Source organism: Mucilaginibacter metallidurans, assembly GCF_003286435.2.
In the GTDB taxonomy this organism is placed as follows: Bacteria; Bacteroidota; Bacteroidia; order Sphingobacteriales; family Sphingobacteriaceae; genus Mucilaginibacter; species Mucilaginibacter gossypii.
In genome coordinates, this window is sequence record NZ_CP043449.1 from 171,819 (window position 1) to 184,156 (window position 12,338).

Annotated in this window: 11 protein-coding genes; 5 read left to right on the forward strand and 6 right to left on the reverse strand. The window is 43.4% G+C overall.

What is annotated here, in order from left to right; translation table 11 throughout:
• Positions 1-66: 66 nt before the first annotated feature.
• The 6 genes from DIU38_RS00885 to DIU38_RS00910 all read right to left on the reverse strand — a co-directional run bounded on the left by DIU38_RS00885 (position 67) and on the right by DIU38_RS00910 (position 4,887).
• Positions 67-621, reverse strand: a complete 555-nt coding sequence (locus tag DIU38_RS00885; RefSeq protein WP_112653583.1) for a DUF1572 family protein — start codon at positions 619-621, stop codon at positions 67-69.
• Positions 622-731: 110 nt separating this feature from the next.
• Positions 732-1,229 carry a hypothetical protein gene (locus DIU38_RS00890; protein WP_112653584.1) on the reverse strand — a complete coding sequence of 166 codons (498 nt, stop codon included), beginning with the start codon at positions 1,227-1,229 and terminating at the stop codon, positions 732-734.
• Positions 1,213-1,707: a hypothetical protein gene (locus DIU38_RS00895; RefSeq protein WP_146750441.1), complete on the reverse strand. Its 495-nt coding sequence runs from the start codon at positions 1,705-1,707 to the stop codon at positions 1,213-1,215. Before DIU38_RS00895 ends, DIU38_RS00890 begins: the two co-directional genes overlap by 17 nt.
• A gap of 615 nt (positions 1,708-2,322) precedes the next feature.
• Entirely contained in the window at positions 2,323-3,309 is a 987-nt protein-coding gene (locus tag DIU38_RS00900) for an MlaD family protein (RefSeq protein WP_112653586.1), read from the reverse strand.
• 28 nt (positions 3,310-3,337) lie between these two features.
• Positions 3,338-4,111: an ABC transporter ATP-binding protein gene (locus tag DIU38_RS00905; protein ID WP_091166784.1), complete on the reverse strand. Its 774-nt coding sequence runs from the start codon at positions 4,109-4,111 to the stop codon at positions 3,338-3,340.
• An 11-nt stretch (positions 4,112-4,122) separates the two neighbouring features.
• The gene (locus DIU38_RS00910) at positions 4,123-4,887 is read right to left on the reverse strand and encodes an MlaE family ABC transporter permease (RefSeq protein WP_223266281.1); all 765 of its coding nucleotides are present in this window, start codon (positions 4,885-4,887) and stop codon (positions 4,123-4,125) included.
• Positions 4,888-5,718: 831 nt separating this feature from the next.
• Between DIU38_RS00910 and DIU38_RS00915 the strand changes: the two genes are divergently transcribed.
• The 5 genes from DIU38_RS00915 (at position 5,719) to DIU38_RS00935 (ending at position 12,292) form a co-directional block, all read left to right on the forward strand.
• Positions 5,719-6,597: an AraC family transcriptional regulator gene (locus tag DIU38_RS00915; RefSeq protein WP_112653587.1), complete on the forward strand. Its 879-nt coding sequence runs from the start codon at positions 5,719-5,721 to the stop codon at positions 6,595-6,597.
• Between the two features lie 247 nt (positions 6,598-6,844).
• The gene (locus DIU38_RS00920) at positions 6,845-8,677 is read left to right on the forward strand and encodes a sodium:solute symporter family protein (RefSeq protein WP_112653588.1); all 1,833 of its coding nucleotides are present in this window, start codon (positions 6,845-6,847) and stop codon (positions 8,675-8,677) included.
• A gap of 11 nt (positions 8,678-8,688) precedes the next feature.
• On the forward strand, positions 8,689-9,885 hold the full coding sequence (locus DIU38_RS00925) for a glycoside hydrolase family 130 protein (RefSeq protein WP_112653589.1): 1,197 nt from the start codon (positions 8,689-8,691) through the stop codon (positions 9,883-9,885).
• Between the two features lie 14 nt (positions 9,886-9,899).
• On the forward strand, positions 9,900-11,123 hold the full coding sequence (locus DIU38_RS00930; RefSeq protein ID WP_112653590.1) for an AGE family epimerase/isomerase: 1,224 nt from the start codon (positions 9,900-9,902) through the stop codon (positions 11,121-11,123).
• 44 nt (positions 11,124-11,167) lie between these two features.
• Complete coding sequence (locus tag DIU38_RS00935) at positions 11,168-12,292, forward strand: glycoside hydrolase family 26 protein (RefSeq protein WP_112653591.1); 1,125 nt, start codon at positions 11,168-11,170, stop codon at positions 12,290-12,292.
• The last annotated feature ends 46 nt before the right edge of the window (positions 12,293-12,338 follow it).

The following is a 12,338-nucleotide window of genomic DNA, read 5'->3' on the forward strand; positions in this document are numbered from 1 at the left end:
CTCTACATTCAAAAATATCGTTTTAACAGCCCAGAGGACGGGTTTTTAATTCATGGGTTGAATAAGCTATTTCTCGTCCGTAAAATGAACCTTGCGCTTTTCCTGAGCAAACTTATCTGCATTATAATTTTCAGACTGCCCTCTGGGAATGGATAATGAATGCCAGTTTTCATTGCAAAGCATCTTACCTAAAAAAACGATCTGGCCAACATGGTAGGGGTAGTGGGCCAGCTGCCGGTTAATGGCTTCCATAGCTGTATGGCCCTGGTTGCGGATATAGACGATCTTACCGAGATCGTCGGCGGTTAGTTTGTCAAGCGTATCAAAAAGGCATTGCCATCCCTGTTCCCAGGTTTCGGTAATTGTTTGGCGGGTGGGGGTAGAAGGGGTAAATTCAGCTTCCCGGTTACGGGTGGGTTTTTCGCCATCAGTAGTAAAAATATCAGTCCATCGGGAAATCATATTGCCTGACATGTGCTTCACGATCATGGCAATGCTGTTTGATTCGGGGTTGTATTGCCAATATAATTGTTCGTCGGTAAGCTGTTCAAACGTTTTTTCGCCGAGTGATTTGTAATAAGCAAACTGCTTTTTTACACTGGTTAGATAGTCGTTTTCCATAAGTTAAAGTTAGGAAGGGATGTTCTAATAAACAACAAAAAAGGCATCCCGCGGGATGCCTCAAATATTTTAAAAAGAAAACCTAACCTCTGATCTCCAACCTCTAATCTCTACCTCTTCTTCAATTCCCTGACCTCGGTTTTTAACTCCTGCAGTTGTTGCTGGCTTTGTCGGTTTTCAAGGTAAAAATATATCGCGAAGCCTAAAAAGATCTTCCCTATTACAAACACCGCTGCAAAGATCCAGCGCCAGGATTTATGCAGGCGCATATGGTTCGATTCCGATTCAATAGGGATGAACTGATCTTCGGGAGATGTTTTTTTATGCTTATTATGGCCATCGCCTGAAGTGCGGAATTTAATTGGTTGTGCCGGATTTCCCTGGTGGATAAGGCCGTCTATCTCATCTTCTATCTTTTCCCACATATGCGGAGGCGGTGCAATAGCCATTTCACCTGCAAGTTTTTCCATGTCAGTTTCCAGTTGCTTCAGGGCTTCCTCCACTTCCGGATGCTTGGCCTTCATGTACATTAGCTCCCTTACTTCCTCGTCGGTAGCTATGCCCATTACAAAAACTTCAAGAATGCCGCTATCAATATATTTTTTCATCGTTCCTCCTGTTCCTGATAATGGTAAAACATTCTTTCAACGTTTTTCTGATTTCTTCTTCTGTCTTATTCAGTTCTATAGCAATGCTTCCTGTCGATTTGCATTGGTAATGGATACCACAAAAAACCTGCTGTTGTAAGGGTGTCATTAAAGCTACATAACGGTTATTAATCTGTGGTAAATTTCCCCAGGCTCTTTTGTCCGTATCATTTTCTAATGCTTCAAAAAAGTGGCCCAATTTTTTGCGTGCCATGATTTGCAGCCGGCAAAGCCTGCCCGTTCTGTTTTTTGAAAACTCCTCAAGCTCGTTAGGTACATCGTTAAAAACAGCAATAAGATACTGCTCAGCTACCAACTGGTTTTGCACCACCTCAAAAATATAACCCAAAAGCGTTGCCGCATAGTTGTCATACAGGTTTTGTATAGCCGCCGCCTTGCTTTGGCTCAGGGGGGCAGGCGTTTGTAACTGCGGCTTCAAATCAGGAGTCAATTAAAGAATAGTATAAGTTCAATATTTAATCAAATATATAAAAAAATTATATTTTAAGTTAATGAATGATTTGCGCGGGAGTGTGAAGAGAGGTGGGGCCTACGTGATTAAACTGGTGTATTATTTGTGTTGTAAATATCATTGATGGTGACTATCGGGCTGCAACATGTTTCGCTGTTACTTGATTAGGAGCTGAGGTGAAAATAAAATATAAAAATCGGAAAGACCAGCGTTAACCGACTATATGACCGTAATTGAACATGATATGTGCAGAATCAGACACTTGGAGCGAATGGGTTTTTTGCTTAAGATATTGGTTTTTAATTATTTAAAACAATGGCACGATATGCGTGTATAATAAAGTACAGGCTGAGATTTAACCTGGTTTAGTTGATCGATATCAATGAGATGTTGTCGAGATTGCGTTCCGGGGTGAGATACGGAACGCATTTTTTAGCCTCACCTTAAATCCCTCTCCGGGAGAGAGGGATTTAAAAAGAATTGTATTTTAAAAGTCCCCCCCCCTCCGGGGGAGATTATTCGCAATTATTTGTTTTTAGTTTTTAGTGCTCATGAGGGCTACGCCGTTTAGAGGGGGGCTTACTATTTTCCCTTCAAACTATCAGCTTTTGCTTTTTCTTTCTTCTTGAAAAAACCTCTCAGGAAAAAGTTATGCTGAACGGCTTCCAGGTCATCATTTAATTTGATAGATGCTGCCTGCAGGTTATTAATGGCCGATTGTGTTTGTACTGCTGCTTTTTGATCGTTTAACAATACTCCCAGCGCATTATCTGTGCTATTAAGCTTATTGCTTGCTTTGGTAAGGTTGTTAGTAAGCGTTGAAGCATTTGCAGCGGTTTGCTGCAGTTGGCCTACCGCCTGTTTAATTTGGGCAAAGGTAGTCGTATCGGTAAGCATTTTATCGGCAAGGCCGCCTTTGGTGTTCATTTTACGGCTAAACTTGTCGAGCTGTACAGCCATTAAAGCCGTGCTTTGAGTGGTGGCCTGCAAGTTGCGCATAGCGCCTCGTAGCTGTATAGCCATGGTGCTGTCGGCTAATAATGCGCCAACGGTACCTTTACCCTGCAATATGTTGTGACTTAATAATTTAAAATCATTGGTAATGGCCAACAGGTTTTGGTTATTATCCTGCAGGGTTTTAAGCATGTCATCGGTCGAGAGCATTTTTTCGGATTGCAGTACGTCGCCATCTTCAATTACCGGCGCCTGTGCAGTTCCGCCTTCTATCACAATAATTTTATTACCTATCAAACCGTCTGAGCCTATTTTGGCCATCGCGTTGCGGCGGATGTATTGCTGTGTAGCCTCATCAACATTCATATACACCTGGACCTCTGACGGGCCGATAAATTTGATATTGCTGATAGTACCAACTTTAACTCCCGAAAACCAAATGGCGTTACCTTTCTTTAAACCGGCAACATCGGCAAATACGGCGCTTAACTTTATATTTTTAACAAAGGCTTTTTGCTGGCCTCCCAGGGTAAATACCCCCAATATAAACAATATGAGCCCAAGTGCCAGGAATATGCCTACTATGATCGATTTTCTTTTTTCTGCTGGATCCATGATAATGGTATATCTTATCTAATTGTTGTTATTCAATAAAGTTGTAATCGTAAAATGGTTTCACCCGGCTATCGGTGGTGTTAAACACCTCGTCGAAAGTGCCGGTTCGCTGAAACTGCCCGTCTAAGAGCATGGCTATCCTGTCGCCGGTTTGCTTGGCGCAGGTCAGGTCATGTGTTATGATGATGGATGATGTATTGTAACGCTGCTGCACCTCGTTAATCAGGTCATTGATTTCGATACAGGTGATAGGGTCAAGGCCGGCGGTGGGTTCATCATACAGCATAACCTCGGGGTTCAGGATCAGCGTGCGGGCAATGCCGATACGCTTACGCTGCCCGCCCGAAAGTTCGGATGGCATCTGGTTGATGGTTTGCGAAAGTCCAACCGCGTCAAGCACCGTTTCAACCGCGGTATTGATCTCACCGCGGGTAAGGTTACGTTTGTTACGCACCAGCGGGAACTCCAGGTTTTTACGCACGGTCATGCTATCGTACAAAGCGCTGTTCTGAAACGAAAAGCCAATACGGATCCGTAATTTCTGTAAGTCATCTTCGGTAATATGGGCGATGTCCTGGCCAAATACTTTTACCATACCCTCATCGGGTTTAAGCAGGCCCGATATGATCTTGATCAGTACCGACTTACCTGTACCTGATCGGCCAAGTACCACAAGGTTTTCGCCCTGGTAAAGGTCAAGGTCAATACCGCGGAGTACGGCATAATCCTGGAACGCTTTTTTTAAGCCCCTAATGCTGATAACCGGGTTATTATGATCTGTCTGTACTGCTGCCTTTTTCATATCTCCATAAATTAGCGGAACCAGCCGGTTATTTGTACAATAATAACTTCTTCAATAAACACCAGGAACATAGCGGTAATTACCGCGCCGTTTGCAGCTTTACCCACGCCTTCGGTTCCTTTATTGGAGTTATAGCCCTGGTAACAGCCCACAATGCCAATGGTAAAGCCAAATACAATTGATTTTATAAGCGATGCCACAAAATCGGTAAAGGTTAGCGGCTCAAAAACTTCCTGTATAAAGGTTGTCCAGGTGGTGCCTTCGTTCATGGTTACATTTAAATACCCACCAAATAAAGCCACAAAGCCTGTATAGGTTGATAAAATTGGAATAGTAAGCGTGGTAGCCAGTACGCGGGTACATACCAGGTATTTAAATGGTTTGGTGCCCGATACTTCCATCGCGTCTATCTGCTCGGTAACGCGCATGGACCCCAGCTCGGCGCCAATGCTTGAGCCTACTTTTCCGGACGCTATCAGCGCGGTAACCAATGGGGCAAGCGCACGCATAATGGCTATGGATACCAGCGATGGCAACCACGATTCGGCGCCAAACTGTGACAACGATGGCCTTGATTGCTTGGTAAATATAACCCCCACAATAAAACCTGTAACCGATATCAGGGTAAATGAACGTACGCCTACTTCATAACACTGGCGTATAACTTCCTTAAGTTCAAAAGGCGGTACAAAAGCTTCTTTAAAAAAACGGATGATAAACTGGTTTATCCGGTAAAGCGTTAAAAAAAAGTCGCTCAGGCTTTGTTTAAGCTTCACGAATCTTTTGTTTGTATGCCTGGTTATGCTTTGCGTATTGTCCATTAAAAATGTACTTGTATATGCGTATGGTAACTCTACAAAACCCGCAGGTGTTTGTTTGCCGTACCGTGTTTTATTTCATTAAGATACTTCGGATAACTTTTTAAATCGTTTTAAAAAGAGTTTGTTTGATTGATAAAATGACATAAAAGTATTAGGTACAGATGCTTTGTTTTGAGTGTTTACAGTAGTAATTTAAACGTTTTTGGTAATTTAAAACTAAATAATGAAAAAAAAGTATTATATCTTGCCCGTGCATTAAAAGTACATTTGATAATAAATCAATTATAAAATGCTGTAGCAAAAGGCCGGCCAAAATCTCTGCCGGCAAATTATCAATACAGTATTAATGACAGATTAAATTACGGCTAAATAAACCTTTGACCGTTTGGGTTAAATGTTTAAACCAATTTGTCTGCAAACCTAAAAGTTAAAATTTATATAGCGCAGTACAGCCCCTAAAATATTAGTTAATGAAGTGTAAAATTTTGATAAGTTGCCTTATATTATACTGTATTGCCGGGCATTTTAAAACTCGCTGCCAAATTCATTTGAGTTTTCACAGCTTGATATTAACAGCAATTATCAGATAGTGAGGTTAACTGTGATTTTGCCATACAACTAACGTTAAACCCTACAGGCACATTTTAATTAATTACGGTGCTGTAAGGGGGCATAATACACAATGAGGCAACGAAAATTAATAATTAATTGTTTAATTGACATTTTGAAAGTATAAAAGTGTTAAATTAGTATCATTAATTAGTAAACTTATTTTAGTGGGATTTTATGACTACAAGTAATGTAATGCGGGAGATAACTCCGCTAACGCCAAGTGATTGTTTTACTATTTTTTCGAGGGTAAAAAAGAAATTTGACTTTCCGCTTCATTATCATGACGAATACGAGCTTAATTTAATTATCAACGCCAAAGGGGCCAAAAGGGTAGTGGGTGGCCATATTGAGGTTATTGAAGAAGTAGAGCTGGCGCTGATAGGCCCAAACTTATACCATGCCTGGTTTACGCACCAATGTCAAAGCGAAGATATAACTGAAGTTACCATCCAGTTTCATAAGGATCTGTTTGATGAAAAGTTTCTGAAGCGAAATCAGTTAAGTTTTGTAAAAAGCATGCTCGAGCGCTCGCAAAGGGGGATTTCTTTCGCATCGGAAACCATTTACGCGCTTAAAGACAGGATTATGCAATTGGATAAAAAGAGCGGTTTTGACTCCGTATTAGAGCTTCTGTCCATTCTTCATGACCTGTCAATTTCCCGCAATATGAAAATGCTGTCGGATCCAAGCTTCACAAATGAGAAGTTTTACTACAACAGCCGCCGCATCGAAAAAGTGTTTGAGCACATGAATATTAACTATAACAAGCAAATCACTCTTGCCGAAGTAGCTAAAATTGCCAATATGCCCGAAGCTTCATTTAGCAGGTTTATCAAAAAGCGCACGGGCAAAACCTTTATTGACAGTTTGAACGAGATCAGGCTTGGGCATGCTTCCAGGATGCTTATTGACTCTACAACCACGGTAGCCGAAATTGCCTATAAATGCGGCTTTAACAATATCTCCAATTTCAACAGGATCTTTAAGCGTAAAAAAATGTGTATTCCCAAAGAATTCAGGGAAACCTATACCGGAAACCGCGTATTTATTTAACTGGTATTTATTTGGCTTTATGGCTGGTTGAAAATGTATCAGCCTGTCGATAAAGTTAAATATAAGGTTAAAAAAGTATTATAAAGTTGCTGATAATAAATTCATTTTTGAGTAATGGCCGTTAGGATCAGAATTTTCAAAATTTAAGAATTTTCAGAATGCTTGAACACCGCCCTATCAGCCTTTATGTACTGGATTATTTTAATTCTGTTAATTAAAAAATTCTGTAAATTCTGATTCAGACAAGATGAAGTTACACTTACTTGATGTTGCCATTATAGTTTTATACCTGCTGAGCACCATTTTTATTGGTTTATGGTACCGTAAAAAAGCTCGCGAAAATAAGGAAAGCTACATGCTGGGCGGCAAATCTTTACCCTGGTATAAACTGGGTTTAAGCGATGCCTCCGATATGTTCGACATCAGCGGTACCATGTGGATGGTAAGCCTCTGCTTTGTTTATGGTATGAAAAGCATCTGGATCCCCTGGTTATGGCCGGTATTTAACCAGGTGTTTTTGATGATGTACCTGTCGCGCTGGCTGCGCCGGTCAAACGCCGCTACCGGAGCCGAATGGCTGGCAACCCGTTTCGGTAAAACCGGGCCGGGAGTAACAGGTTCAAATGTGGTGGTTATCGCTTTCGCGCTTTTGAGCTGTTTTGGCTTCCTGGCTTATGGGTTTATTGGTTTGGGCAAGTTCATTGAAATATTTATTCCCTGGGACCTGGTTAAAGCTTACGTGCCCTTCCACGTGGCGCCTCAGTATGTACCGCATATGTACGGGATCATATTTACGCTATTCGCCATGTTTTATTCTATCATAGGCGGCATGCATAGTATTGTGCTTGGCGATATGATCAAATATGGCATCATGACGGTAGCCTGCGTGTGGATCAGTTTCATAGCTGCAGGCAAACTCAGCGGCAACCACCTCAATGTGCCCGATGGCTGGTATAGCCCTTTTTTTGGTAAAAATCTTGGCCTTAGCTGGACGGGGATCATCAACGAGGTAAATAACAAGATCAAAGAAGATGGTTATTCGCTCTTCGGCCTGTTTTTTATGATGATGACCTTTAAAGGCTTCTTCGCGGCGGTGGCCGGACCCGCACCCAATTATGATATGCAAAAGATCCTCTCCACCCGCTCGCCCGAAGAGGCCAGCAAAATGAGCGGCTTTGTAAATATCATCCTGCTGCCTATCCGCTATTCGCTTATTGTGAGTTTAACTATACTGGGTGTACTTTTTTATCACCAAATGGATTTGAAGGATGCCAAAGGGGCTATTGATTTTGAACGCATCCTGCCGGCCGTGATCAACAATTTTTTGCCCGTTGGTTTGGTTGGCTTGTTGCTGGCCGGTTTGCTTGGGGCTTTCATGAGCACCTTTAGCGGTACCATGAACGCGGCGCAGGCTTATATTGTGAATGATATCTACCTCAAATACATTAACCCAAAGGCATCTACCAAAAAAATCATTACCGCCAACTACCTCGTAGGCGTTTTCGTGGTAGCGGTGGGCGTGATACTGGGCTTTTTTGTAAAGGATGTGAATAGTGTGCTGCAATGGATAGTATCGGCACTTTATGGCGGTTATATAGCCAGTAATGTACTTAAATGGCATTGGTGGCGCTTTAATGCCAACGGTTTTTTTTACGGCATGCTTTCGGGGATTTTGTCAGCCATGATATTCTCGCTTATTATCCCATCGGTCCAACTGTTGTACTGGTTCCCGGTGCTGTTTGCCATCTCGCTGGGGGGCTCGGTTATCGGCTCGTACGCTACAGCGCCAACGGATATGACCGTGTTGCGGTCGTTTTATACCACCGTAAGGCCGTGGGGCTTTTGGGGGCCTGTCAAGGCTTTGGTAATGGAGAAAGATCCATCATTTGTGCCCAACAAAAACTTTAAGCTAAACATGTTCAACGTGGTTATAGGCACTATTACGCAATGCTGCCTTACCATACTGCCCATGTACCTGATACTGGCACAAAAAACATCGCTTATAGTTACCGTAGCTATACTGGTGGTAACTATCACCATACTGAAAAAAACATGGTGGAATAAATTCAAGGACTATTGATAGAAAACTATATGACGCAGGAATTTAACCAAAGGCTCATTCAACTACAGGCCGAACAAGCACAATTGATTAACCGGCAAAACCAGGTTGAGGAAACAGGCAACGGTATTTTTAGCCGGTTTAAATATCCTGTGCTTACTGCCGCCCATACCCCGCTTGAGTGGCGGTATGATCTTGATGCCAAAACCAACCCTCATTTAATGGAACGTTTTGGTATTAACGCCGTTTTTAATGCCGGTGCTATAAAGTTTAACGGCAAATACCTGATGGTAGCAAGGGTTGAAGGCGCCGATCGGAAATCGTTTTTCGCTGTGGCCGAAAGTGCTGATGGGATCAATGGTTTTAAATTTTGGGATTACCCGGTTGAGCTGCCCCAAACCGATGAACCCGATACCAATGTGTACGATATGCGCCTTACCCAGCATCAAGATGGCTGGATCTATGGTTTGTTTTGTACCGAACGCCGTGACCCCGAAGCTCCATCACATGATCAGTCGATGGCAATAGCGGCCTGCGGTATTGCGCGCACCAGGGACCTGGTAAAATGGGAGCGCCTGCCCGATCTGAAAACCAACTCGCCCCAGCAGCGCAACGTGGTATTACACCCCGAGTTTGTTGATGGTAAGTATGCCTTGTACACCCGTCCGCAGGATGGTTTTATCAGTGCAGGGACCGGCGGTGGAATAGGTTTTGGCTTGTGTGATACTATGGAGAACGCGGTTGTTGACCATGAAGCTATCATCCACAATAAAAGCTACCATACCGTTTATGAAGCCAAGAATGGCCAGGGCCCGGCGCCAATCAAAACGGAAAAAGGCTGGCTGCACCTGGCGCACGGCGTACGCAATACAGCTGCTGGTTTACGTTATGTGTTGTACATGTTTATGACCGACCTTCATGACCTTACTAAAGTACTTTACCAACCAGCAGGTTATTTTTTGGCCCCGGTTGGTGAGGAGCGTATCGGCGATGTATCAAATGTAGTGTTCTGTAACGGCTGGATAGCTGATGATAACGGATCTGTTTACGTTTATTATGCATCTTCAGATACCCGCATGCATGTAGCCACCACCACAATTGATAAACTAATAGACTATGCCATGAACACACCGGCCGATGGTTTGCGTTCGGCCTCATCGGTGCAAGCAGTGTACAATATTATCGATAAAAATAAAGCTTTAAGCCAATTGCAGGGAGCCGGCGCCTGAACGGGGATTTAAACATGCTTCAACTATCAAATACTGTTTCAAATCATCAGCTTGCTATCTTCAGCAATGAGCTAACAGGTGAGCTGAAAAATATCCTCAATTATTGGCTCAATCATACCGTAGATGATGTAAACGGTGGTTTTTGGGGCAAGATCAACCATGATAACCAGGTTACTCCCGGTGCCCCCAAAGGTTCGGTCTTAAACGCGCGCATCCTGTGGAGTTTCTCCGCTGCTTATAATCAAAATCCTGATGAAGCTTATTTACAGGCAGCAAAGCGGGCCTATGATTATGTCAAAGCTCATTTTGTTGATGATGAGTTTGGCGGCGTGTATTGGTCGGTTGATTATAAAGGCAATATGCTGGATACAAAAAAACAGGTATATGCCAATGCCTTTACCATTTACGCGCTGAGCGAATACTATATAGCTTCGAAATCGGAAAGGGTAAAAGCGGAAGCCATCGGCCTCTATCATCTTTTGATCAATAAAAGTTACGACAAGGATAAAACGGGTTATCTCGAAGCTTTCACGCGCGATTGGCAGCCGCTCGGCGATCTTAGGCTAAGCGCTAAGGATGCCAACGAGAAAAAGACCATGAACACCCATCTGCACATACTGGAAGCTTATACCAACCTGTACCGCATCTGGCCCGATGGCGGACTTAAACAGCAGATTGAAACCCTGATCAATAATTTTTTTGATCATTTTATTGATGCCGGAACCGGGCACCTCGTGCTGTTTTTTGATGAGGATTGGAACCGCCGGTCAGAAACCATATCGTACGGGCATGATATTGAAGCCACCTGGCTTTTACTGGAGGCCGCCGAAGTTATTGGTAATCAGGAAATGATCGGGAAGGTCAGCAGCACTTGCATCGCGATAGCAGAAGCAACCGTACAGGGTTTAGATGAAGATGGTGGCTTATGGTATGAATATGAACCGGCGGATGATCATCTCATCAAAGAAAAACACTGGTGGGTACAGGCCGAAGCTATGGTAGGTTTTTACAACGCCTGGCAGGTTAGCGGTAATGATAAATACTTTGATTTGGCCCTTAAAAACTGGGCTTTTATAAAAGATAGAATACTGGATAAACAGCATGGCGAATGGGTTTGGGGCGTTAGGGCCGATGGCAGCATAATGCCCGGCGAGGACAAAGCAGGGCTTTGGAAATGCCCTTATCATAACAGCCGTGCGTGTATTGAAATTATCAAGCGTATAGGCCCGATAAATTAGCGATAAAGCAAGGCTTCAAATGGTTTAACTTAGCGGCAGTGATTATGATAAAATTTTTTAGAAGGATTGCTGTTTTATACCTGCTGATCCATAGTTCAACCGCTATGGCGCAGCTGTTTGAACCTGCCGATAAGCACGCCACAACCGAAACCCGGCAGCTTTTTTACAGTATGCAGCGCCTCCTTAACGTGGGGGTAATATTTGGTCACCACGATGACCTGGCTTATGGTGTGGGATGGCGTAATGAACCAGGCCGCTCAGATGTTAAGAGTGTTACCGGATCATACCCGGCCCTGTATGGTTGGGATTTGGCCAGGATTGAGCACGACAGCATTCACGATATTAACGGAATCGCCTTTGAACAGCAGAAGCAGTTTGTTAAGGATGTTTACGCGCGCGGCGGCATCAATACATTTTGCTGGCATATGGATAACCCGGCCAATGGCAAAACCGCCTGGGATACCACGCAGCATACCGTAAAAGATCTTATCCCCGGCGGCGCGTTTCATAATGTATATGTTGAGTATCTTGATCGTGCGGCCAATTATTTAGCTGATATGAAAGGCCCGGAAGGCGAGGCTGTCCCGATATTGTTCCGGCCATTTCATGAGCTTACGGGCAATTGGTTTTGGTGGTGCAAAAACACCTGTACCCCCGATGAATTTAAAGCCCTGTGGTGTTTTACTATCGATTACCTGCGGGATAAAAAGAAGCTGCATAACCTGCTCATCGTATATTCGGCGGCTGATTTTGAATCAGAAGATGAGTTTTTGGAACGCTATCCCGGCGATGCTTACGCGGATTTTATAGGCTTTGATAATTATTGTACGCAAAGCGTTGAGCATTTTCAAGCTAAGCTGGATCAATGCCTTGCCATTGTTGATGGCATCGCTGCAAAACACCATAAAATAGCATGCCTGCCCGAAACCGGCTATGAAGGTATCCCTATGCCCAACTGGTGGACGGATATATTACTGCAAACCCTTGCTAAACATAAAGTATCCTACGTAATGGCATGGCGCAACGGAAACGATCATCATTATTACGTGCCATACCCCGGCCAAACAAGCGCCGGTGATTTTATAAAGTTTTATAATAACCCGCAAACCATTTTCCAAAACCGCATAACACCACTGGGTATTTATGGTAAGCCAAATTGGAAGCAGTAGCCTTGCGGTTCATGGATGATAGTTCATGGTTCATAGAGGAGGTGGA

What these genes read in the sequence shown, in the direction of transcription:
- DIU38_RS00885 (WP_112653583.1), bottom strand. Translation starts at nt 621, where the DNA reads ATGGAAAACGACTATCTAACCAGTGTAAAAAAGCAGTTTGCTTATTAC.
- DIU38_RS00890 (WP_112653584.1), bottom strand. Translation starts at nt 1,229, where the DNA reads ATGAAAAAATATATTGATAGCGGCATTCTTGAAGTTTTTGTAATGGGC.
- DIU38_RS00900 (WP_112653586.1), bottom strand. Translation starts at nt 3,309, where the DNA reads ATGGATCCAGCAGAAAAAAGAAAATCGATCATAGTAGGCATATTCCTG.
- DIU38_RS00905 (WP_091166784.1), bottom strand. Translation starts at nt 4,111, where the DNA reads ATGAAAAAGGCAGCAGTACAGACAGATCATAATAACCCGGTTATCAGC.
- DIU38_RS00915 (WP_112653587.1), top strand. Translation starts at nt 5,719, where the DNA reads ATGACTACAAGTAATGTAATGCGGGAGATAACTCCGCTAACGCCAAGT.
- DIU38_RS00920 (WP_112653588.1), top strand. Translation starts at nt 6,845, where the DNA reads ATGAAGTTACACTTACTTGATGTTGCCATTATAGTTTTATACCTGCTG.
- DIU38_RS00925 (WP_112653589.1), top strand. Translation starts at nt 8,689, where the DNA reads ATGACGCAGGAATTTAACCAAAGGCTCATTCAACTACAGGCCGAACAA.
- DIU38_RS00930 (WP_112653590.1), top strand. Translation starts at nt 9,900, where the DNA reads ATGCTTCAACTATCAAATACTGTTTCAAATCATCAGCTTGCTATCTTC.
- DIU38_RS00935 (WP_112653591.1), top strand. Translation starts at nt 11,168, where the DNA reads ATGATAAAATTTTTTAGAAGGATTGCTGTTTTATACCTGCTGATCCAT.